The 21,295-nt window shown below is 67.3% G+C and carries 18 protein-coding genes and 1 pseudogene; 11 read left to right on the top strand and 8 right to left on the bottom strand.

The window, feature by feature from the left end:
* Window positions 1-182 precede the first annotated feature (182 nt).
* The 5 genes and pseudogenes from JZ791_RS12805 (at window position 183) to cydC (ending at window position 8,046) form a co-directional block, all read left to right on the top strand.
* On the top strand, window positions 183-1,094 hold the full coding sequence (locus tag JZ791_RS12805) for an aminodeoxychorismate lyase (protein ID WP_216894479.1): 912 nt from the start codon (window positions 183-185) through the stop codon (window positions 1,092-1,094).
* 180 nt (window positions 1,095-1,274) lie between these two features.
* A complete protein-coding gene (locus JZ791_RS12800; protein WP_216894478.1) occupies window positions 1,275-2,723 on the top strand; it encodes a cytochrome ubiquinol oxidase subunit I in 1,449 nt (482 codons plus the stop codon).
* A gap of 63 nt (window positions 2,724-2,786) precedes the next feature.
* Complete coding sequence (cydB, locus tag JZ791_RS12795) at window positions 2,787-3,851, top strand: cytochrome d ubiquinol oxidase subunit II (protein ID WP_216894477.1); 1,065 nt, start codon at window positions 2,787-2,789, stop codon at window positions 3,849-3,851.
* Between the two features lie 3 nt (window positions 3,852-3,854).
* A pseudogene (locus tag JZ791_RS12790) lies at window positions 3,855-5,804 on the top strand (ABC transporter ATP-binding protein/permease); the annotation flags it as partial.
* A 355-nt stretch (window positions 5,805-6,159) separates the two neighbouring features.
* Complete coding sequence (gene cydC / locus JZ791_RS12785) at window positions 6,160-8,046, top strand: thiol reductant ABC exporter subunit CydC (protein WP_216894476.1); 1,887 nt, start codon at window positions 6,160-6,162, stop codon at window positions 8,044-8,046.
* Between the two features lie 435 nt (window positions 8,047-8,481).
* Here the strand turns inward: cydC and JZ791_RS12780 are convergent, their stop codons facing one another.
* The 6 genes from JZ791_RS12780 to JZ791_RS12755 all read right to left on the bottom strand — a co-directional run bounded on the left by JZ791_RS12780 (window position 8,482) and on the right by JZ791_RS12755 (window position 12,568).
* Window positions 8,482-9,150, bottom strand: coding sequence for a heme-binding beta-barrel domain-containing protein (locus JZ791_RS12780; protein ID WP_308162905.1), 669 nt, complete (start codon window positions 9,148-9,150; stop codon window positions 8,482-8,484).
* A 225-nt stretch (window positions 9,151-9,375) separates the two neighbouring features.
* On the bottom strand, window positions 9,376-9,681 hold the full coding sequence (locus JZ791_RS12775; protein ID WP_216894475.1) for a DUF1416 domain-containing protein: 306 nt from the start codon (window positions 9,679-9,681) through the stop codon (window positions 9,376-9,378).
* A 6-nt stretch (window positions 9,682-9,687) separates the two neighbouring features.
* Window positions 9,688-10,521: a sulfurtransferase gene (locus tag JZ791_RS12770; protein ID WP_216894474.1), complete on the bottom strand. Its 834-nt coding sequence runs from the start codon at window positions 10,519-10,521 to the stop codon at window positions 9,688-9,690.
* A 48-nt stretch (window positions 10,522-10,569) separates the two neighbouring features.
* Window positions 10,570-11,037: a DUF4395 domain-containing protein gene (locus JZ791_RS12765; RefSeq protein ID WP_216894473.1), complete on the bottom strand. Its 468-nt coding sequence runs from the start codon at window positions 11,035-11,037 to the stop codon at window positions 10,570-10,572.
* A gap of 269 nt (window positions 11,038-11,306) precedes the next feature.
* The gene (locus JZ791_RS12760) at window positions 11,307-11,765 is read right to left on the bottom strand and encodes a thioredoxin family protein (RefSeq protein ID WP_216894472.1); all 459 of its coding nucleotides are present in this window, start codon (window positions 11,763-11,765) and stop codon (window positions 11,307-11,309) included.
* Window positions 11,762-12,568, bottom strand: a complete 807-nt coding sequence (locus tag JZ791_RS12755) for an LmeA family phospholipid-binding protein (RefSeq protein ID WP_216894471.1) — start codon at window positions 12,566-12,568, stop codon at window positions 11,762-11,764. Before JZ791_RS12755 ends, JZ791_RS12760 begins: the two co-directional genes overlap by 4 nt.
* Before the next feature lie 209 nt (window positions 12,569-12,777).
* Here JZ791_RS12755 and JZ791_RS12750 point away from each other — a divergent pair, with 209 nt between their 5' ends.
* The 6 genes from JZ791_RS12750 (at window position 12,778) to pstB (ending at window position 18,770) form a co-directional block, all read left to right on the top strand.
* A complete protein-coding gene (locus JZ791_RS12750) occupies window positions 12,778-13,557 on the top strand; it encodes a winged helix-turn-helix transcriptional regulator (protein ID WP_216894470.1) in 780 nt (259 codons plus the stop codon).
* Window positions 13,558-13,618: 61 nt separating this feature from the next.
* Window positions 13,619-14,533, top strand: a complete 915-nt coding sequence (gene mshD, locus JZ791_RS12745) for a mycothiol synthase (RefSeq protein ID WP_438804513.1) — start codon at window positions 13,619-13,621, stop codon at window positions 14,531-14,533.
* Window positions 14,534-14,878: 345 nt separating this feature from the next.
* Window positions 14,879-16,000: a phosphate ABC transporter substrate-binding protein PstS gene (pstS, locus tag JZ791_RS12740; protein WP_216894469.1), complete on the top strand. Its 1,122-nt coding sequence runs from the start codon at window positions 14,879-14,881 to the stop codon at window positions 15,998-16,000.
* 88 nt (window positions 16,001-16,088) lie between these two features.
* A complete protein-coding gene (pstC, locus tag JZ791_RS12735) occupies window positions 16,089-17,072 on the top strand; it encodes a phosphate ABC transporter permease subunit PstC (protein WP_216894468.1) in 984 nt (327 codons plus the stop codon).
* Complete coding sequence (gene pstA / locus JZ791_RS12730; protein ID WP_216894467.1) at window positions 17,072-17,974, top strand: phosphate ABC transporter permease PstA; 903 nt, start codon at window positions 17,072-17,074, stop codon at window positions 17,972-17,974. Before pstC ends, pstA begins: the two co-directional genes overlap by 1 nt.
* Before the next feature lie 19 nt (window positions 17,975-17,993).
* Window positions 17,994-18,770 (top strand): phosphate ABC transporter ATP-binding protein PstB, encoded by a 777-nt coding sequence (gene pstB, locus JZ791_RS12725; RefSeq protein WP_216894466.1) that lies wholly within the window; start codon window positions 17,994-17,996, stop codon window positions 18,768-18,770.
* 85 nt (window positions 18,771-18,855) lie between these two features.
* Here the strand turns inward: pstB and phoU are convergent, their stop codons facing one another.
* Entirely contained in the window at window positions 18,856-19,527 is a 672-nt protein-coding gene (gene phoU / locus JZ791_RS12720) for a phosphate signaling complex protein PhoU (protein ID WP_216894465.1), read from the bottom strand.
* A 135-nt stretch (window positions 19,528-19,662) separates the two neighbouring features.
* The coding region (locus JZ791_RS12715; RefSeq protein WP_216894464.1) for an LCP family protein at window positions 19,663-21,295 on the bottom strand (1,633 nt) is incomplete at its 5' end.

Here is a 21,295-nt window from a genome sequence, read left to right as displayed (position 1 = left end):
CGGGCCGCGGCGGGCACATTCGAGACACAGCGCGCATGTGCGCCAGTTTCGCGCCCGCATTCCGGCACTTGACCTGGTATTTGTCGGTGCTGGCTATTTGCTCGACAGGATTCGCGGCGCAGTTGAGAACTGCGAGTTCGGTAGCCTCTCCTAGAACCGTCCTGTCGCCTAGGCTTCTGCGCATGGTGGATCGAGTTCTGGTGACACTCGACGGCACTGTCCAGGACCCGGACGCGCCGTTGCTCTCTGCGGACGATATCGGCGCGCTGCGTGGCGACGGCGTCTTCGAAACAATCTTGGTGCGCGAGGGCAAACCCTGCGCGTTCGAACTGCACCTGGCCCGCCTGCGGCGTTCGGCGCAGGCACTGGATCTACCCGACCCCGATCTGGGGCAGTGGCGCAGCGCGGTGGAGATCGCGGCCAAGGAGTGGGGGATCGAGCGCGAGGGGCAGCTGCGCCTGGTGCTGACCCGCGGCCGGGAGAGCGCCGCCGCGGCGTCGCCGGTCACCTCGGGCGCGCTGTCGGGCCCGGACGATTCCACCGCCTACGTCCTCGTGTCGCCCGTCGCCGAGCGGGTGGGCAAGGCTCGCGCCGAAGGTGTTTCGGTGATCACCCTGCCGCGCGGGATCTCGGTCGAGCTGGCGCAGAACGCGCCGTGGCTGCTGATGGGCGCCAAGACGCTGTCGTACGCGGTGAATATGTCCGCGCTGCGCTTCGCGGCCCGGCAGAACGCCGACGACGTGATCTTCACCAGCACCGAACACCGGGTGCTGGAGGGGCCGCGCTCGACGGTGGTCATTCAGCGCGACAAGCAACTGCTGACCGCGCCCGCCCGCAGTGGGGTGCTGCCGGGCATCACCCAGCGTGCGCTGTTCGCCGAGGCCGAGCGGGCGGGCTGGGATTGCAAGTACCGGTCGTTCTTCACCGCGGATCTGATCACCGCCGAGAGTGTCTGGTTGCTGTCGAGTATGACCCTCGCCGCACGGGTCAATTCGCTGGACGGGTTGCGAATGTCGGCGCCGGACTGTGCGCCCGAGATCGTCGAGCTGGTGAACCGGGGCATCGCGCGGACGTGGAGCACGGCTGACTGGTAACAATCCGGATCCGTCGGAGGGATCCGGAACCCGCATGACAGAGCAGGTCCTGTCGGACCTGTGTATGACCGCGCTAATTTACCGCAACTTCGTTGGAGTGTCGTGATCTAAGACTCGTTGTCTGGCACCGCATCCGGCGTAGCCTTTACTACGACATGTTGTAGTAGGTCTGGAGGGCGGATGAGCGTTGTCGATGTTTCGCGATGGCAGTTCGGTATCACCACCGTCTATCACTTCATGTTCGTGCCGCTCACCATCGGCTTGGCGCCCCTGGTGGCGATCATGCAGAGCGCGTGGGTGGTGACCGGCAAGGACTCCTGGTATCGGCTGACGAAGTTCTTCGGCAAGCTGTTCATGATCAACTTCGCACTCGGTGTCGCGACCGGCATCGTGCAGGAGTTCCAGTTCGGCATGAACTGGAGCGAATACTCTCGATTCGTCGGTGACGTGTTCGGTGCGCCGCTGGCGATGGAGGGGCTCGTCGCCTTCTTCCTGGAGTCGACCTTCCTGGGGCTGTGGATCTTCGGCTGGACGCGGCTGCCCAAACTCGTGCATCTGGCCACCATCTGGCTGGTCGCGATCGGGGTGAACGCCTCGGCGTACTTCATCATCGCGGCCAACTCGTTCATGCAGCATCCAGTCGGCGCCGAATACAACCCGGTCACCAAACGCGCCGAGTTGCACAGCATTTCGCAGCTGCTCACCAATAACACCGCGCTGGCGGCCTTTCCGCACGTGGTCGCCGGATCCTTCCTCACCGCGGCGACTTTCGTGGCCGGAGTCGGCGGCTGGTGGATGGTGCGCGAATCCCGCAGGGGCAACGTCGATGTGGCGCGCGAAGTGTGGCGTCCGGCGGCCCGGCTGGGCATGTGGGTGATCATCATCTCGGGTGTCGTGCTGGTGATCACCGGTGACACGCAGGGCAAGCTCATGTTCAAACAGCAGCCGATGAAGATGGCCTCGGCCGAATCGCTGTGTCACACCGCGACAGATCCGGACTTCTCGGTGCTCACCGTCGGCACGCACAACAACTGCGACAGCGTCACGCACGTCATCGAGGTGCCGTACGTGCTGCCGTTCCTGGCCGAGGGCAAGTTCTCCGGCGTGACCCTGCAGGGTGTGCAGGACCTGCAGATCAGCGACAATCAGAAGTACGGGATCGGCGACTACCGGCCGAACCTGTTCGTCACGTACTGGACCTTCCGGGCGATGATCACCTGGGCGGCCGGGTCGGCGGTCATCGCGCTGGTCGGGCTGTGGATGACCCGGCGTCGTCGGGCGCCCGGGCAGAAGTGGTTCGGATGGCTGAGCCTGATCGTCATCCCGACGCCCTTCCTGGGTAACAGCGCGGGCTGGGTGTTCACCGAGATGGGCAGGCAGCCCTGGGTGGTGGCGCCCAATCCCACCGGAGATCCGCATATCCGAATTACCGTGCAGCAGGCGGTATCCGACCATACCGCGGGCACGGTACTGGCCTCGCTGATCGTTTTCGGCCTGCTCTACGGCGTGCTCGCGGTCGTGTGGTTCTACCTGCAGCGGCGTTACGTGATCGAGGGTCTCGAGCAGCCCGCCGCGGTCGCCGGCGACGCGAACGGTGTTGCCGTCGAAAAACTTTCGTTCGCCTACTGAGTTCATCCACCCCGCCGGCTGCGCAAGCTCCGCCGGCCTACCTTCCCCGAGAGGAGGAATGCGATGAGTCTGCCGGAATTCTGGTTCCTGTTGATCGGAGTGTTGTTCACCGGCTATTTCGTGCTGGAGGGCTTCGACTTCGGTGTCGGCATGCTGATGCCTATCATCGGTCGCGGGTCCGAGACCCGTAAACGGGTGGTGCTCAACACGATCGGTCCCGTATGGGACGGCAACGAGGTGTGGTTGATCACGGCGGGCGGCGCGCTGTTCGCGGCCTTCCCGGAGTGGTACGCCAGCCTGTTCTCCGGGTTCTATCTGGCGCTGCTGCTGATCCTGGTCGCCCTGATCGTGCGGATCTGCTCCATCGAATACCGTGGCAAGATCGACGATCCGCGCTGGCGGGCGGTCTGTAACACGGGCATCGTGTTCGGATCCTGGGTTCCCGCCCTGGCCTGGGGGCTGGCCTTCGCCAATATGGTGCACGGAGTGAAACTGGACGCGCACAAGCAGATCGGCGGAACCCTGCTGGATCTGCTCGGCCCGTACGCGCTGCTGGGCGCGCTGACCACCGCGCTGCTGTTCATCCTGCACGGCGCGCTGTTCATCGGGCTCAAGACAGGGGGAGAGGTCCGGGACGCCGCGCATCGGATCGCCCGGGTGATCCTGGTTCCCGTCGCGGTCGTGGTGGCCGCCTTCGGGATCTGGACGCAGCTGGCGCACGGTAAGGGCTGGACGTGGATTCCGTTGGCGCTGGCCGTGATCGGCCTGGCGCTCGCGGGCGCGGCGCTGCTGCGCGGTCGCGACGGGTGGGCCTTCGCCGGGACCGCGCTCACCGTCATCGCGGCGGTCGTCCTGCTTTTCGGCGCGCTGTTCCCCTACGTGCTGCCCTCGAGCATCGACCCGGCATTCGGGCTGAGCGTGGACGGGCGCGTCGTCGGCGGCCATGCCACCGTGAGTGCGTCCTCGACGCACTACACCCTGATGGTGATGAGCTGGTGCGCGGTCGTCATGACCCCGGTCGTGCTGCTGTACCAGGGCTGGACCTACTGGGTGTTCCGCAAGCGCCTCACCGTCGAGCAGATCCCGCCGTCGATCGGTCTGTCGCTGCGACAGGGTGCGGCGGGCTGAGTCATGGCAGGACCCGTCGACCCGCGCCTGTGGCGGTATGCCCGCTCCGCTCGCCGTTATCTCGGTGCCAGCGTGGGACTTTCGCTGGTGATCACGGTATGCGTCGTGGTGGCGGCGCTGGCGCTGGCGCGGGTTCTGGCGGGCGTGATCACCGATCCGGGGCAGCGCACCCCCGGGTCCTGGACCGCCGAACTGGTGGTTTTCGCGGTGGCGGTGGGCTGCCGCGCTGTGGCGACCTGGTGGCAGTCGCGGCTGTCGCATCGAGCCGGTGCACAGGTCACGGCCGAGCTCGAGCAGGCTGTCCTGGCTCGCGGGGCGGGCTTCGCGCCGCGCGAGCTGGATTCGCGCCGAACCGAACTGGCCGTCGTGGTGGGCAGCGCGCTGAGCGGACTGCGGGCCTACCTGACCGGATACCTTCCGGCGCTGCTGCTCGCCGCGCTGACGCCGCCGATCGTGCTGGCGGTCATCGCGATCCACGACGTGACCGTCGGAGTGATCATCCTGGTGACCCTGCCGCTGATCCCGGTGTTCATGATCCTGATCGGGCTGATGACCCAGGGACGGGCGGCCGCGACGCTGATCGCCACCACGCGGCTGTCGGATCAGCTGCTTGACCTGTTCGCGGGGATGCCGACCCTGCGCGCCCTGGGGCGCGAATCGGCCGGGGCGACACACGGTTCGGCCCAGAGCTCGAACGACTCTCCCGTGATCGCACCCGGCCCGGTCGTGGTCGCCGCCGATCCGCCCCTGGGGCGCGAATCGGCTGGGGCGACACACGGTTCGGCCCAGAGCTCGAAGAACTCTCCCGTGATCACACCCGGCCCGGTCGTGGTCGCCGATGATCCGGTCAACGGCGTGAACCCAGCAGGGGCGGGCGCCGCCGGTGGGCCGGGTGGCAGGCCGAATTCGATGGGCGTCGGCGCGTGCCCGGCCGATGACCGTGACAATTCGGGCCCGACGATGTCGCACCGGGTGCGCGCGTTGAGTGAATCCCTGCATGTGCGCACGATGTCGGCGCTGCGGGTGGCATTCCTTTCCTCGATGGTGCTGGAATTGCTGGCCACCCTGTGCGTCGCGCTGGTCGCGGTGTCGATCGGGATGCGATTGGTGTACGGCCATATGGGTTTGTACGCGGGCCTGCTGGGGCTGATTCTGGCGCCGGAGGTATATCTGCCGCTGCGGACCGTGGGCGAGCGGTTCCACGCCGCCCAGGATGGTATGGCTGCCGCCGAGCGCGCCTTCGCGGTATTGGAGACACCGGAATTCGGGGTCCGATCGAAGCGCACCACGGTGGGTGAGGTTCCGAATCCGCACGGCGTCATCGAGATTAGCGATCTGACCGTCCGGGCGCGTGAAGGCAGCGCACCCGCGGGACTGAGCGCTGTGCTGCGGCCCGGCGCCGTGACCGTGCTGGCGGGTCCGAACGGATGCGGCAAAACGACTGCCTTGCAGGCGATTCTCGGCCTTCTCACCTCTGACGAGGGTGCCGTCACCGTGGACGGAATCCGGGTACCCGACCTCGATCCCGAACTCTGGTGGGCACAGATCGCCTGGCTGCCACAGCGCCCGGTGCTACTGCCCGGCACACTGCGTGAGAACCTCGAACTGCTCGGGGCGCGATCCGAATCCGGCCGCGCCGATCAACTGGAATCAGCCTGCCGCGCAACAGGCTTCGACGCCGTGCTGGCGGAACTGCCGGACCGCTGGGAGACGGTGGTCGGCACGGACGGTCTGGGCCTCTCCCTGGGCCAGCGCCAGCGCTTGGCCCTGACCCGAGTGCTCGCATCCGCCCGCCCGATCCTGCTACTGGACGAGCCCACCGCCCACCTGGACGACGCGAGCGCGGCCACCGTCCTGTCCGCCCTCACCGATCGCGCCCGCGCGGGCGCCACGGTCATCGTCGTCGCCCACCGCCCCGACCTCCTGGCGATCGCCGACCATATCGTCGAGGTCCGTGCTACCCGAGACGATTCGCCAGTCACTACCGTCGTGAGCGCCGTCGACACTATCGGGAACCGCGATTCGGATTCGTTCACCGAACCCGAAAACGGCTTGCTCCCAGGTGATTCCGATACACTCTCCAATCCACGCCGTCGACATCGGGCCGACGCGCCCCGGGCGGTGGCCCGATGAGCGGGGTGCGGGGCGATGTTCGGCAGATGCGGGAGGCGCTCGGGCTGTCGCGGCGGGTCGCGGTTCAAGACTCCGGTGCCGGTGCGTCGCCGCGGATCGTGATCAAGTCGGCAGAACCCGATGGACCAGCGTCCGTGGGCGATGCTGCCGGGCTCGACGCCTCCGGAGCGGTCCGATGAGCGGGGGTTGGCACGATATCCGGCGGATGTGGGAGTTACTGGGGCTGTCACGTTGGCGGGTGGCGGTCTCGATCGGGTGGGGTGCGCTGGCGCTGGGGAGCGGGCTTGCGTTGGCGGGCCTGGCGGCTTGGCTGATCGCGCGGGCCTGGCAGATGCCGCCGGTGCTGGATCTGAGTGTGGCCGTGGTCGCCGTTCGGGCGCTGGGGATTTCGCGGGGGCTGTTCCGGTATCTGGAGCGCCTGGCCACCCACGATGTGGCGCTGCGGGCGATGAGCACCGCGCGTACCTCCGTGTACTCGGCTCTGGCGGGGGCCGATATCTGGACTCCGCGGCGCACCGTGCGCACCGGAGAGGATGATCCGACCCGGCTGCGGCGGGGTGAGTTGCTCACCCGCGTCGGCATGGATATCGACGATCTCGGTGCGGTGGTGGTGCGGGCGCTGGTGCCGATCGCGGTCGCGGTGATCTTGTCCGTCGCGGCGACCGCTGTGCTGGCGATCGTATCCATCCCCGCCGCAGTGGTTCTCGCGGTTGCGCTGGCGGTCGCGGGCATCCTGGCCCCGTGGTTGTCCGCGCGGGCGGCCCGCGAGGCCGAACTGGCCGTGCGCGCCGATCGCACCGAATTCACCGCGGTCGCCATGACCGTGCTCGACCACGCGCCCGAACTCCGTGTGGCTGGGCGCCTCAACGACGCGCTGGCGGCCGCGAACGCGGCGGGGCGACGCGCCGTCGCCGCCGAGGATCGCGCCGCCGCGCACGGCGCCTGGGCTGCCGCGGCAACGCCGGTATCGATCGGCGCCAGCGTATTCGGCGCGCTGCTCATCGGAATCCTGTTGTACGGCGGGCATCCGGTCGTGCCCACCCCCGCCTACTCCGTGCAGACCGTGTCACCGGGCGGCATCAGCCCGATGGCGCTCGCGGTCCTCGTTCTGCTGCCGCTGTCCGCCTTCGAGGCCGTGGGCGTCCTCCCCGCCGCCGCGCAGGCGCTCACCAAAGGCCGTGCCGCATTGCACCGGATCGATGCCGTGCAAGGCACCCAAGGGTCTGCTGCACGCACGAACAAGGGTGAACGGTCGCTGCGGATCGCGGCCGCACCATCCGGCGGGTATGCGGCACAGCGGAACAGACCGGGACGGGAGTCGGAGCGCCACCGCCGCGACGATGATCTGCGCGGCATTGCCTCGGTTGGCCCAGCCTGGAAGGGCAAGGTGCAGCAGCCCGCGGTAGAGCCGGGCCGGTATCCGCGTGAGCTGCCGGAATTGCCGCCGGGCCGCCGCATCGCGGTCGTCGGACCGAGCGGCGCGGGCAAGACCACACTGCTCATGGCGTGGGCAGGCCTGCTCGACACGCCACGCCCGGGCGTCACCTTCTTCGCCGAGGACGCCCACCTGTTCGGCACGACGGTGCTGGAGAATCTGCGGGTGGCGCGGGGAGACCTGACCGAGGCCGAGTCCGAGTCCGCCCTGCGCGCGGTCGGCGCCGGTGAATGGCTCGACGGGCTCCCCGAGGGCCTGCACACCGATCTGGTCGGCGGCGCGGCGGCGGTATCCGGCGGCCAACGCCGCCGACTACTCCTGGCCCGCGCCCTGATCTCCCCGGCCCGGGTCCTGCTGCTGGACGAGCCCACCGAACATATGGAGGCTGCAGCGGGCGCCGGCCTGCTGCGCGCCCTCCTCGACGACACGAGCGGCCTGGTCGCCGCCGACCGCACCGTCGTGGTGGTCACCCACCAACTGCCCCCGGACCATCACGCCGACACCGTCGTGCGAGTGGACACGACAGGCGCGCTATCGATCGATCCCCGAACTTCGCGCGGCAACCGGCTGACCTGCGATTACGCCGCCCGCGAAAATACGTTGCCGACCGGGCGATCCGCCCGATAAGTTGGTCGTACACGGGAAGGAGGTGGTTCAAAGAATGAGTATTCAAAGGACACGTGAGGTGGCTGTCAGCTAGCGCCATCGCTGTGGCGGATCCACCTGTGCGGACGAGTTCGCAACTTTCCTTATTCGTAAGGGTATGCGGTCGGCATGTATCCGATGCCTGAGAGGCGAACGGAAAGCATGCCAAAGCGACAACCCGCTCGAGTGAGGCGGGATGTGAAGGCGTCGACAGGTTGAGTCTGCCGCCACGGCTGCGACGGAGTCCGTCTGCGCCAGCGCGCGGCGAATCCAAGGCAGTCACCCGGCCCCCGAGTTCCCGGTTTGTCCGACCGGGACCGCGAGAGAAGCATCTCCGCGGTACGGCTCGGGGGTCGTACCTTTTTAAAGAGATGTAGTCGGCGCTCAGCCCCGATGGAGTGCTCCCGACGGAGCGTTTCAGCCGATGTAGCGCTGGAGGCGAGCCGACAGGCGCGGTTCCAGGGCCCCGTCGGGAACCACGCGCTCCTCGACGTAACCCAGATCTCCGCCCTCGACGATCCCGTACAGGCGCTTGGCGCCGCCGACGACCGCGCCGGACTGACTGCGGATCACCACATCGGTGGCCAGCTCCCAGGAGGACTGAGTCAGGGCCTGACCGTAGAACAGCTCCACGATTCCCGAGCTGTGCGTGAGCAGCAGCTCGATGACCTCGTCGTCGCCGTCGATGCCGACCCGCCAGAAGCCGCTCTCGCGCAGATCGGGGCCCTGGTACGTGCCGTCGGCGTCGATCACCCAGGAGCGCGACTCCCAGGTCAGATAGTCGCCGCCGTCGTGCGCGACGATGATCTGCTGGCCGAAGTGGTAGTCGCCGCGAGTCGGGTCGTTGCCTTCGCCCTCGCCGCGCCACACACCGACCAGCGGCAGCAGTGCGAGCATCGAGGAACTCAGGTCGGGGCCAAGCCGCAGATTCGCGGTGTCCTCGGGGAGCGGCAGGTCCGGGAGCTGCGGAACATTGCGAGCCCCGGTGGATCTCGCGCGCTCGGCCGCGTCGTTCACGGCCGCGTCGCCGCTGCGGCGCGGCGCGGCGGTGTCACCGCGACGGGCCGAACCGTTTCCGGACGCCACCTCGGGCGCGGAACCGTTCAGTGTTGAGTTTTCGACGTTCTCGGATTCACTCACGACTCGGTGAAGAGGCGGTAGAGGACGTACAGACCGAACCAAGCGATCAGCACGGCGACGAGAACCAGCAGTACCTCGAATGCAACGACCACGTCCGTGAGTCTATCGACCTCGCCCACGGACGCGAAAACGGCCCCGGAAATCCGGGGCCGTTTCGGTTGCTGCTACAGGCTACTTCGCGACGGTGACGTCCACGGTGTGCACGCCTGCGCCCTCCGGGCTCACCTGCGCCGAGCCGTTGCCCGTCGAGGACAGCGCCCGGATGGTCCAGGAGCCGGGAGCGGCGAAGAAACGGAAATCACCGGTGCCCGAGGCGACGACCTCGGCGGTGAACTCGTCACTGGAGTCCAGCAGACGCACGAACGCGCCGCCTACCGGCTGGCCCGAGGCGTCCAGGACACGGCCGGTGAGAACCGTCTCCTTTTCGGTGTCGACATTGGCGGGCAGGGTCTGGCCCTGCGTAGGTGCTGCGCACATGGGTTTTCAGGCTCCCAACTCGATCGGTGCTCCCACGAGGGAGCCGTACTCGGTCCAGCTTCCGTCGTAGTTCTTGACATTCTTGTGGCCGAGCAGCTCCTGCAGCACGAACCAGGTGTGCGAGGAACGCTCGCCGATGCGGCAGTAGGCGATGGTCTCCTTCTCGCCGTCCAGACCCGCGTCCTTGTACAGCTCGGCCAGTTCCTCGTCCGAGCGGAAGGTGCCGTCCTCGTTCGCGGCCTTGCTCCACGGCACGTTGAGGGCGCCCGGGATGTGGCCGGGACGCTGGCTCTGCTCCTGCGGCAGGTGCGCGGGGGCGAGGATCTTGCCGGAGAACTCGTCGGGCGAACGCACGTCGACCAGGTTCTTCACGCCGATCGCGTTGATGGCGTCGTCGCGGAAGGCGCGGATGGACAGGTCCTGCTCGCCGGCCTTGTAGCCGGTGGCCGGGCGGGTCACGGCGGCGGTGGACAACGGGCGGCCGTCCAGCTCCCACTTCTTGCGACCGCCGTCGAGCAGCTTCACGTCGCGGTGGCCGTACAGCTTGAAGTACCAGTACGCGTACGCGGCGAACCAGTTGTTGTTGCCACCGTAGAGGACCACGGTGTCGTCGTTGGAAATACCGCGTGCCGACAACAGGTCGGAGAACTGCTCACGGTTGACGAAGTCACGCCGAACCGGATCCTGCAGGTCCTGCTTCCAGTCGATCTTCACGGCGTTCTCGATGTGGCCGGTGTCGTAGGCGGAGGTGTCCTCGTCGACCTCGACGATGACGACGCCGGGGGTATTGAGGTTCTCTTCGACCCAGTCCGCGGAGACCAGGACATCGGAGCGAGCCATGTTATTTCCCTTTCGATATGACTTGCCGGGTTGGGCGGGTGGTGCGGATCAGGAGGAGGTTGTCGCGGGCCGCAGTCGCAGCGCGAGCGGGTAGAGCTTGCAGCCAAGGCAGATACCGAAGGCCGCGTTGAGGAACGCCGCGAACAGTGCGAAAGCCGCGAATACGACGCCGACCGCGGTGCTACCCGCGGCGAAGCCGATGAAACCGATGACGGCGAAGGCCAGCCCGACGAGTTGAGCGAACCGCAACGGCGGTACGGGCTCGAATTCGGTTGCCGGGCCGATGCGCGGCGCGACGAGCCGGGCGTAGACCCAGCCGTACGGACTGCGGCGCGGACCGTTCAGCGCGCCGAGCGCGAAGACCACCGCCTGCACTGCGATCAGAATGGTCGCCAGGGCGGGGGAGACGGCGGCGGCGATCAAGACCAGGATCAAGACCGCCGTGGTGATCCAGGCCGCGACGCGTGGACCGCGAACGTCAACCTGGACGGGGCCGGAGGGGATGTTGTCGGACATTGGGGGAACTCCTGTGCTGCATACGTCTTATCTGTCGGAGAACGCCGGATCACGGGGGGATCGACGAGATCACTCACGAGGTAGGACAACCGGTCGGCAGCGGGATGGGTAAAGGCCGACCGGCTACATGCACAGGCAGCAACAACCGCCGACGCGGCACAGGTCGACTGTGCGGCGACGGGTGAGCATAAGCTCGCGGCGGGTTTGCACGATAAGCACTTTACCCGGTTCGGCGCGGAAATTGGACCCGGGTCCGCAAAACCGCAGGATCAGGCGGCATCCACCAGGGTCAGCGGCACAAGGGCGCTGCGCAGATCGCCGACCTTGGGCACCCCGGAGATCCGGAATCGCTCCCGGCCGAGGGCGTCGAAGACGAACGTCGTCGGCAAAGACAGCACGTTCAGCTCCTTGGCGAGCGCGGGATCGGCGTCGATATCGACCTCGATGTCCAGCGGCGGCGCCGCGGCGGTGGACAGATCGGCGACCACGCCCGTCACCACACGGCGCACCGCGGCGCACGGCCCGCACCAGTCGGCCGAGAAGTGCAGGACCGCGGGCTTGTTCGCGCCGACACCGATCCGGGACAGCAGCGCGGTCCGCGCCGCATCCTGGGCGGAGGCCGACCGCCCGGACGCCGAATCGCGCACGCGTCCCTCATGACGGCGCAGCAATATTCCGACGACCGCGCCGACCAGCAGCACCGCCGCAAGAATCGTGATCTCCATCATGGCTGGGCAAACCTGTCCATATCAATCGTCATATCCTGGCCCTCCCCCTCCACGATGATATTGCCGCCCAGCGCCTTGACGCTGGTCGGGTGCACCCCGAACGGCAGATCCCGGGTGTCGATGGTGCGGGTGAACCGGGCCAGCACCGCGTTCTTGTCCAGGTCGGGGCTCGGCGGCGTCGTGTTCGAGGCCGAGGCCGGCGAGGTCGAATCCCCCTGGTACAGATCGGTCGCGACGATACGGACCTGATCGCCGTCCAGCGTCAGATCCGCGCGCACACTGACCCGCTCGGTACTGCGCAGCTCCGGTCCCAGCGGAATGGTCCCGGACAGGATGAGCGCGCCCTGGGTGGTGATGCCCGAACCGCCCGAACCGCCGGTGCCGTCCGATTTATCGGCGGGCGGCCCGCGCATGTCCAGGTCCGGGATGTTGAACAACCGGCCGAGTTCGACCGGCTCGATCCGCATCCGCCCGAAGACCTTGTCCACCGGGACCACGTGCGTATCGGCGTCGACCAGCGCGTGCGCGGGCAGATGCACGCCGTTGAGTGTGGCCTCGACCAGGATCTCGCCCGGAATGTCCGGGCGGTTGGCGCGCGCGCGAATATCGACGTTGCGGAAATCACCTCGCCAGGCCTGTGCCACGAAGGGAAAGCCGTGAATGGTCACGTCCGGGTCGGCGGACAGTTCGCCACCGGCCCGCAACGACCGCGACACCCGGTACTCCGAATAGGCGGCCGCGGTGAAGTCGGCGACCACTGCGAACGCCACCAGCAGTAGCAGTCCGACTACGACCTTGCGCATGGACGAAACGATATCTGTTGTCGTGTCGCCGAGGCTCGCGGAGTCGGATCCTCGGCGGGATTTGCGCGACAGCGAGCCGACGAGTGTCTGGAATGCGTGGTCAACCCGTCCGACGCGCTAATGTAGGCACGAAATACCAGTGCGAACGAGCATGGATTCGCGAAGGACACCGAGGTTGCCGCGGACATGCCAGATTGGGAGGAGGGCCGGTGGAGCTACTCCTGCTGACGTCTGACTCGAATCCGGAGTCGGTTCTGCCCTCGCTGGCGTTGTTACCCCACAATGTCAGGCCTGCCCCGACCGAGGTGGCATCGCTGCTCGAGGCCGGTTCGGCCGATGTGGCGCTGGTGGACGCGCGCACCGATCTGGCCGCCGCTCGCGGACTGTGCCGGCTGCTCGGCAGCACCGGGTCCTCGGTGCCGGTGGTCGCGGTGCTCACAGAGGGCGGCCTGGTCGCGGTCAACGCCGACTGGGGTTTGGACGACATCCTGCTGCCCGGCACCGGCCCGGCCGAGCTCGACGCCCGGCTGCGCCTGCTCGTGGCCCGCAACGGCGGTGCGGCCAGCCCGGAGAACACCGGCAAGATCACCCTGGGTGAGTTGGTGATCGATGAGGGCACTTATACCGCTCGCCTGCGCGGGCGTCCGCTCGATCTCACCTACAAGGAGTTCGAGCTGCTCAAATACCTCGCGCAGCACGCGGGACGGGTGTTCACCCGGGCGCAGTTGCTGCAGGAGGTGTGGGGCTACGACTTCTTCGGCGGCACCCGTACGGTCGACGTGCACGTGCGGCGGCTGCGGGCCAAGCTGGGCAGCGAGTACGAATCGCTCATCGGCACGGTCCGCAACGTCGGCTACAAGGCGGTGCGCCCGGCCCGGTCCAGCGGGTCGAACAAGAACGAACCGGCCCCACCCGTCCCGGACGAGGACGGCGCGGGCGGCGGCGCCGAGGATTCGCACCTGGCACCGGTCAACGGTTCGCTGTCGTGAGCGGAGTGCCGATACAGTCCGTCTCCGGTACGACGGAGCCGAGTGCCGGCGAGGTGGAGTCGTGACTCTGGAGGCCGCGGACCTGTCCGGTTGGGCCCGTGAACTGTCCCCCGATGCCGCCGATGAAGTGCGCGAGTTGCTTGCTCGCGCGACCGCAACCGACGGTGTCGCGCCGGTTTCCGAGCAGGCCGTGCTGTCGCTGAGCACCGCCGACGCCGCAGGGCACAGGCTGGCGATGCGCGAGGGCACGGTGGCGGGCTATGCGAATCTCGTCGCCGCGCGCGACGAACATCCGGCGATGGCGGAGGTCGCGGTGGATCCGCGGCACCGCGGTCGCGGCATCGGCGCGGCGCTGGTGGCCGCCGCGCTGTCCGAGGGCGGTTCGGCCGCCCGGGTGTGGGCGCACGGCAATCTGCCGCCGGCCCGCGCGGTGGCCGGGCGGCTGGGATTGGCCGTGGCCCGTGAGCTCTGGCAGATGCGCCGCCCATTGGCAACGCCGGAGTTACCGGAGTTGGCAGTACCCGAGGGCATCTCGCTGCGCACCTATGCCGGGCCCGCCGACGACGCGGAGGTGCTGCGGGTGAACAACGCCGCCTTCGACTGGCATCCCGAACAGGGCGGCTGGGAGGACGGCGATATCGCGGCGCGCCGCGAATCGGCGTGGTTCGATCCGAAGGGTCTGTTCATCGCGGTCGATTCGGCGGCCCCCGAGCGTATTCTCGGATTCCACTGGACCAAGGTGCACGACAATGAGGAACCGCCGGTTGGCGAGGTGTACGTGGTCGCCATCGATCCTGCCGCCCAGGGGCGTGGGCTCGGCCGCCTGCTGACCCTCGCGGGCCTGCATTACCTGCGCGATCGTGGTCTGGGTGAGGTGCTGCTGTATACCGAGGCGGACAACACCGCCGCGGTGCACACCTACACCCGGCTGGGATTCGGCACCGCGCACGTCGACGCCGCCTACTCCGCCCCCTGAGATAGTGGGTTTACGCCACGCGGGGTTGGGGATTCTCTAGCCGGATCCCGACAGCGTGTGCGTTCGAGGGCAGTTGCGCAGCTATCGGCCTCCGGCTGACCGCCGGGCCGATATTCCATCGATCTGGTAACTCTGCGGCAAATGTCACACCGGAAACGTGCAATTCGCGCCGGGTTGTTCACTCTGCGTTCACTTACCCAGGTCCAGCTGTCAACCGGCTGAATCTAGGTTACTTGAGGGCGGCATGACGTTGCCTGGTGCGCAGGTTCGCCAAATCAGCCACCACGGAAACCCGTTCGATCGTTGAGGGATTGGACGTGTATCGAGCTTTTACCGGAGGTATAGGTGAATCTCAAGCGCAGCAGCGCTCTCGTTGGTGTGCTGGCCGCGGCCGGCGCCCTGACCCTGACGGCGTGTGGCAGTGACAACAACACGGCCAGCACCGGCGCCACGTCGGTCGCCAAGGTCAGCGTCAACTGCGGCGGCAAGAAGTCGCTCAAGTCCAGCGGCTCGACCGCGCAGTTGAACGCGATGACCAGGTTCGTGGCCGCCTACCAGACCAACTGCCCCGGCTACAACCTGGACTACACAGGTAGTGGTTCGGGCGCGGGCGTCAACGACTTCACCGGCGGCCAGACCGATTTCGCCGGTTCGGACTCCCCGCTGAGCCAGTCCAAGGGCGAGTACGACAAGGCCCAGGCCGCGTGCGGCTCCCCGGCGTGGAACCTGCCGACGGTGTTCGGTCCGATCGCGATCACCTTCAACGTCCCCGGCGTGGACAGCCTGACCCTGGACGGCCCCACCGCCGCCAAGGTCTTCTCCGGCCAGATCACCAAGTGGAACGACCCGGCGCTGGCCGCGCTGAACTCCTCGGCCAAGCTCCCGGATCTCGCGATCCACGTGGTCTTCCGTAGCGACCAGTCGGGCACCACCGACAACTTCCAGCAGTACTTGGCCGCCGCCAGCAAGGGCGCCTGGACCAAGGGCGCGGGCAAGACCTTCAACGGCGGCGTCGGCGAGGGCGCCAAGGGCAACGACGGCACCTCCGCCGCCGTCAACGGCACCCCCGGCTCGGTCACCTACAACGAGTGGTCCTTCGCCGAGGCACAGCACCTGAAGACCGCGGCTGTCGCCACCGATGCCTCGGGCAGCACCCCGGTCCAGCTGACCACCGCGTCGGCGCAGAAGACCGTGGCGGGCGTGAAGGTCAAGGGCCAGGGCAACGACCTGGTGCTGGACACCTCCTCGTTCTACAACCCGACCGATCCGGGCGCGTACCCGATCGTGCTGGGCACCTACGAGATCGTCTGCTCCAAGTACAAGGACGCCGACACCGCCACCGCGGTCAAGGCATTCCTGACCTCCGCGGTCACCAACGGGCAGGATGGTCTGGACGGCGTCGGCTACATCCCGATCCCCGACTCGTTCAAGTCCAAGCTGACCGCGGCGATCAACGCGATTTCCTGATAGCCGCCCCATGACCCTGCACGACGAAGTCGCCGCCACCGGCCGGTCGAACCCGGCCGGTGGTGGGCCAGACGGAGATTCCGGCCTCATGTCCAGTGAAACCGACACCGCACCGCCCGATAACGGTGAGCCCATCGGGGCCCGCGGCCACAACCCGCGTGCCGAGGTGGCCTTCCGCTCGATGGCCACCGCCGCCGGTCTGACCATCGTCGCGGCCATCGCGCTGATCGCGGTGTTCCTGCTGGTCCGCGCGGTGCCATCGATACGGGCGAACGAGGCCAACTTCTTCACCAGCACTCAATTCAACACCGATGACGCTAATCATCTGCGTTTCGGCATCCGTGATCTGTTCATGACCACGGTGATGAGCGCGCTGTTCGCGTTGGTGATCGCGGTGCCCATCGGGGTCGGGATCGCGTTGTTCCTGACCCAGTACGCGCCGAAGGTGCTCGCGCGCCCGTTCTCGGTCCTGGTGGATCTCCTGGCGGCGGTGCCTTCGATCGTGTTCGGTCTCTGGGGCTATCTGGTGCTCGCGCACTACCTCTCGCCGATCGAGCAGTTCTTCAACGACAACCTCGGTTGGTTCTTCCTGTTCAAACAGGGCAACGTGTCGATCCAGGGCGGTGGCACCATCTTCACCGCCGGTATCGTGCTGGCCGCGATGATCCTGCCGATCATCACCTCGGTCAGCCGTGAGGTGTTCAACCTCACCCCGCGCTCGCATGTCGAGGCCGCGCAGGCCCTCGGCGCCACCAAGTGGGAGGTCGTCCGGATGACGGTGCTGCCCTACGGGCGCAGCGGCGTGATCGCCGGATCCATGCTCGGCCTGGGCCGCGCCCTCGGTGAGACCATCGCGGTGCTGATGGTGTTGCGCACCGCGTCGACCGCCGGGCACTGGTCGCTGTTCGACGGCGGCTACACGTTCGCCTCCAAGATCGCCTCGGCGGCCTCGGAATTCAGCCAGGCGCTGCCCACCGGCGCCTACATCGCCGCGGGCTTCGTGCTGTTCGTCCTGACCTTCGTGGTCAACGCGCTGGCCCGGTTCGCCGCGGGCGGGAAGGTGAACGGCTGATGACCACCTCCACGCTGGATCGTCCGCTCAAGGCTCCCCCCTTCCGTCACATCAGCATGGCCCGGCGGATTCGCAACAACGTCGCGACCGTGGTCATGTGGCTCAGTTTCGCCATCGCCCTGGTGCCCCTGGGCTGGGTGCTGATCACCGTGGTGCAGCGCGGCCTGCACGCGGCCACCCGCAACGGCTGGTGGACCAAGTCCCAGAACGGCGTCCTGCCCGAACAGTACGGCGGCGGCGCGTATCACGCGATCTACGGCACGATCGTCCAGTCGGGCGTCGCGGCGATCATCTCGATTCCGCTGGGCATCATGGCCGCGATCTATCTGGTCGAATACGGTCGTGGGCGGCTGGCTCGGGTCACCACCTTCATGGTCGACATCCTCGCCGGTGTGCCCTCGATCGTGGCCGCGCTGTTCGTTTTCGCGCTGTGGATCGCGACGTTCAAGTTCGAGCAGAGCGCGCTGGCCGTGTCGTTCGCCCTGGTGCTGCTGATGCTGCCGGTAGTGGTGCGCAGTTCCGAGGAGATGCTCAAGCTCGTTCCCGACGAACTGCGCGAGGCCTCCTATGCGCTCGGCGTGCCCAAGTGGAAGACGATCGTGCGCATCGTCGTGCCGACCGCCGCGCCCGGCATGATCAGCGGCATGCTGCTGGCCGTCGCCCGCGTGATGGGCGAGACCGCACCGGTTCTGGTGCTGGTCGGATATTCACGGGCGATCAACTTCAACATCTTCTCCGGCAATATGGCCTCCCTGCCGCTGATGATCTACCAGGAGCTGTCCAACCCCGAGCCGGCCGGTCGCGCCCGGATCTGGGGTGCGGCAATGACCCTGATCCTGATCATCGCGTTGCTGTACCTCGGGGCGGCGGTCATCAACAAGCTGCTCACGCGGAAACGATAGAAGCGGACGGAATCACTCCATGGCCAAGCGGATCGATGTCAAAGATCTCAACATCTACTACGGCAAGTTCCACGCCGTCTCCGATGTGTCGCTGACCGTGCTGCCGCGCAGCGTCACCGCCTTCATCGGACCCTCGGGCTGCGGTAAGTCCACGGTGCTGCGCTCGCTCAACCGCATGCACGAGGTCACTCCCGGCGCGCGCGTCGAGGGCGGCGTACTGCTGGACGGCGAGGACATCTACGGCGCGCAGATCGACCCGGTCGGCGTGCGGCGCACCATCGGCATGGTGTTCCAGCGCCCGAACCCGTTCCCCACCATGTCGATTCGTGACAACGTGGTGGCCGGGCTGAGGCTGCAGGGCGTGCGGAACAAGAAGGAACTGACCGAGGTGGCCGAGCGCTCACTGCGCGGGGCCAACCTGTGGAACGAGGTGAAGGACCGCCTCGACAAGCCGGGTGGCGGCCTGTCGGGCGGTCAGCAGCAGCGTCTGTGCATCGCCCGCGCGATCGCCGTCTCCCCGGACGTGCTGCTGATGGACGAGCCGTGTTCGGCGCTGGACCCGATCTCCACCCTGGCGATCGAGGATCTGATCTCCGAGCTGAAGAAGCAGTACACGATCGTCATCGTGACCCACAACATGCAGCAGGCCGCGCGGGTCAGCGATCAGACCGCCTTCTTCAACCTCAAGGAGCAGGGCAAGCCGGGCAACCTGGTGGAGATCGACGAGACCGAGAAGATCTTCTCCAACCCGTCGCAGAAGGCCACCGAGGACTACATCTCCGGCCGGTTCGGGTAAAGGATCGCCCCGCCCTCGTCATTCCCGTCGCAGCATGCGGGAATGACGAGGGGTGTCTCGGGTGCGCGCCGAAATGACCGGCCGCTCAGATCGTTTCGGACTCGGCGTCCGGATCCGGGGGCAGCGTGCCGGTCACCAGGAACACCACACGGCGGCCGATCTCGACGGCGTGATCGGCGAAGCGCTCGTAGTAGCGGCCCAGCAGCGTGACATCGACCGCGGCGGCGACACCGAACTTCCACTCGCGGTCCATCAGCAGCGTGAACAGGTGGCGATGCAGATCGTCCATCGCCTCGTCGTCCTGGTTCAGCTGTGCGGCGCGCTCGGGATCACGGGTCTCCAGCACCTCCTTGGCTGCCGCGCCCATATTCACCGCGATCCGGCCCATTTCGGCGAAGTAGCCGTTGACCGACTCGGGCAGCGCGTGGTTGGGGTGGCGACGGCGGGCGACTTTGGCCACATGCAGGGCCAGCGCGCCCATCCGGTTCACATCGGCGACGATCTGAATGGCGCTGACCACCTGACGCAGATCACCGGCGACCGGGGCCTGCAGGGCCAGCAACGCGAAGGCCTTTTCCTCGGCGTTCGTGTTCATCTCGGCGATGCGGTCGGACTCCGTGATCACCTGTTCGGCGAGGGCCAGATCGGCCTGCAACAGCGACTGCGTCGCCTGATCCATGGCGGAACCCGCCATACCGGCCATTTCACCCAGAATGTGGGCGAGCTCAGCCATTTGCTCGTTGTAGATGACACGCATGGAACGAAACATTAGTTCGCGGCCCTGACTGTGTCACCAACGGTGGGTGAACCGCGGGTGTTGCCCGTTGCTAACCGTATCCCCGCAGGTGAGAAGGGTAAGCCGGAGCCGGTGTGTAGGCGGGCACAGCGCCCGTCATTCGCAGCTGTCGTCGGCGGCGTTGACGTGCTCGAGATCGGCGGGAAGTGTGACCGGATCGTCGTGATCCCCCTGCATCGCGGGCATAGACGCGATATCGGGCAGCGCGGTGCCGAACGACGGCGGCGCGGTCACCACACCGGAGAAATCGGTGCCGAGCGCCACCTGCACGACACTGCCCAGACCCGAGGCAACCTGCAGTTTCGCGCCCGGCAGTGCGGCGGCGACCGTCGCGGCGTCGCGTTGATGTCCGGACGAGTACCGCACCACGGTGGTCGACAGCGTGCCGTATGTGTAGGTGTCGACGCTGTAGATCTGGAATCCGGGCTTCGCCAGCTTGGCGGCGGTGGCGCCGGCCAGGCCCGTGGTGGTCGAGGCATTGGTGACCTGCACGGACACCGTGGCCGGGTCGGTGGCCGTCAGCTGATGCGGCGGCTCGGCCGGCGATGTTGGGGGTGGTCCGGGCGGACGCTGTTCCCCGGGTAGCGGCTGGTCGTCGATGATGGCCCGGAAGATCGCCTTGATGTCGGTCTCGCGGGGAATCTCGTTGCCGTAGGACGTGGTCCCGGCCGTCGGCACGGTCAGGAAGGTGATTTCCCCGGCGGGCATCTTCTGCAGCGACCGGCCCAGCATCAGCAGGTCCCGGGTATCGGTGTTGTCCATGAAGGCGTGGCCGGTGAAGGCGTTCACGAATCCGGTGAACTTGCCCGGATCGAACAGCACGCGATTGGACAGCGCACTGCGCAGCAGGGAGGACAGGAACAGCTGCTGGCGGTGGATGCGGTCGTAGTCGCTGCGTTCCTCGCCGATGACGTGCCGGGCGCGCACATAGTTCAACGCGGTCGCGCCACTGATGGTCTGGTGGCCGGTATCGGACAGGATGGTGCCGAGCTGGCCGTCCACGATCGGTTTGGCGGTGCACACCTCGACCCCGCCGACGGTGTCGACCATCGACTCGAATCCGGTGAAGTCGAGCCCGATGAAATGGTTGATCTTCAATCCGGACAGTTTCTGTATCACCCTGGTCAGGCATTTCGGACCGCCGAGCGCATAGGTGGCATTGAGCTTGCTGCCCGCCGCCGAGGCCCATTTCACGTCGGTGTACTCGGCCTTCTCGTTGTCCCAGGCCGCGCAGGAGGGCCGGGTGACATCCAGATCGCGCGGGAACGACACCACGACGATGCGCTGACGACTCGCGGGAATGTTCACCAGCATGACGGTGTCCGAGCGGGCGCCCTCGGCGTCGGCCGTCGTGCCCGCCCCGACCTCGCCGTTGGCTCCCGCGCGCGAATCGGTTCCGGCGATCAGAAAGTTCTCGTCACCCAGCTGATCGACCGGATCAACGATGTCGTGCGATCCGGTATCCAGCGCCTGCACCTTGGTGAAGCCCTTGTCGGTGGCCCGCAGATAGTTCCAGCCCACCCCGGTCATCACCAGCGCGACGACCGCGACCAGCGTCGTCAGCGAGCGTCCCGCGATCCGCCACCCTCGCCCCCGCCGGCACCGCATGGTCGGGGTCCAGGAACGCGGCGGCGCGCCAACGGGTTTCGGCGTGTCCACGGGATCGGGGCGGATGGTCGGGGGCGCGGGGGAAATGTCCGCAGGGATGGTCGGCTCGGTGTCGCCGTCG

Source organism: Nocardia alni (assembly GCF_019038435.1).
In the GTDB taxonomy this organism is placed as follows: Bacteria; Actinomycetota; Actinomycetes; order Mycobacteriales; family Mycobacteriaceae; genus Nocardia; species Nocardia alni.
This window is presented reverse-complemented; position numbering and strand designations above follow the sequence as displayed.

What these genes read in the sequence shown, in the direction of transcription:
- pstB (WP_216894466.1), top strand. Translation starts at nt 17,994, where the DNA reads ATGGCCAAGCGGATCGATGTCAAAGATCTCAACATCTACTACGGCAAG.
- JZ791_RS12775 (WP_216894475.1), bottom strand. Translation starts at nt 9,681, where the DNA reads ATGTGCGCAGCACCTACGCAGGGCCAGACCCTGCCCGCCAATGTCGAC.
- JZ791_RS12800 (WP_216894478.1), top strand. Translation starts at nt 1,275, where the DNA reads ATGAGCGTTGTCGATGTTTCGCGATGGCAGTTCGGTATCACCACCGTC.
- phoU (WP_216894465.1), bottom strand. Translation starts at nt 19,527, where the DNA reads ATGCGTGTCATCTACAACGAGCAAATGGCTGAGCTCGCCCACATTCTG.
- JZ791_RS12760 (WP_216894472.1), bottom strand. Translation starts at nt 11,765, where the DNA reads ATGATGGAGATCACGATTCTTGCGGCGGTGCTGCTGGTCGGCGCGGTC.
- JZ791_RS12765 (WP_216894473.1), bottom strand. Translation starts at nt 11,037, where the DNA reads ATGTCCGACAACATCCCCTCCGGCCCCGTCCAGGTTGACGTTCGCGGT.
- JZ791_RS12805 (WP_216894479.1), top strand. Translation starts at nt 183, where the DNA reads ATGGTGGATCGAGTTCTGGTGACACTCGACGGCACTGTCCAGGACCCG.
- pstC (WP_216894468.1), top strand. Translation starts at nt 16,089, where the DNA reads ATGTCCAGTGAAACCGACACCGCACCGCCCGATAACGGTGAGCCCATC.
- pstA (WP_216894467.1), top strand. Translation starts at nt 17,072, where the DNA reads ATGACCACCTCCACGCTGGATCGTCCGCTCAAGGCTCCCCCCTTCCGT.
- cydB (WP_216894477.1), top strand. Translation starts at nt 2,787, where the DNA reads ATGAGTCTGCCGGAATTCTGGTTCCTGTTGATCGGAGTGTTGTTCACC.
- JZ791_RS12755 (WP_216894471.1), bottom strand. Translation starts at nt 12,568, where the DNA reads ATGCGCAAGGTCGTAGTCGGACTGCTACTGCTGGTGGCGTTCGCAGTG.
- cydC (WP_216894476.1), top strand. Translation starts at nt 6,160, where the DNA reads ATGAGCGGGGGTTGGCACGATATCCGGCGGATGTGGGAGTTACTGGGG.
- JZ791_RS12770 (WP_216894474.1), bottom strand. Translation starts at nt 10,521, where the DNA reads ATGGCTCGCTCCGATGTCCTGGTCTCCGCGGACTGGGTCGAAGAGAAC.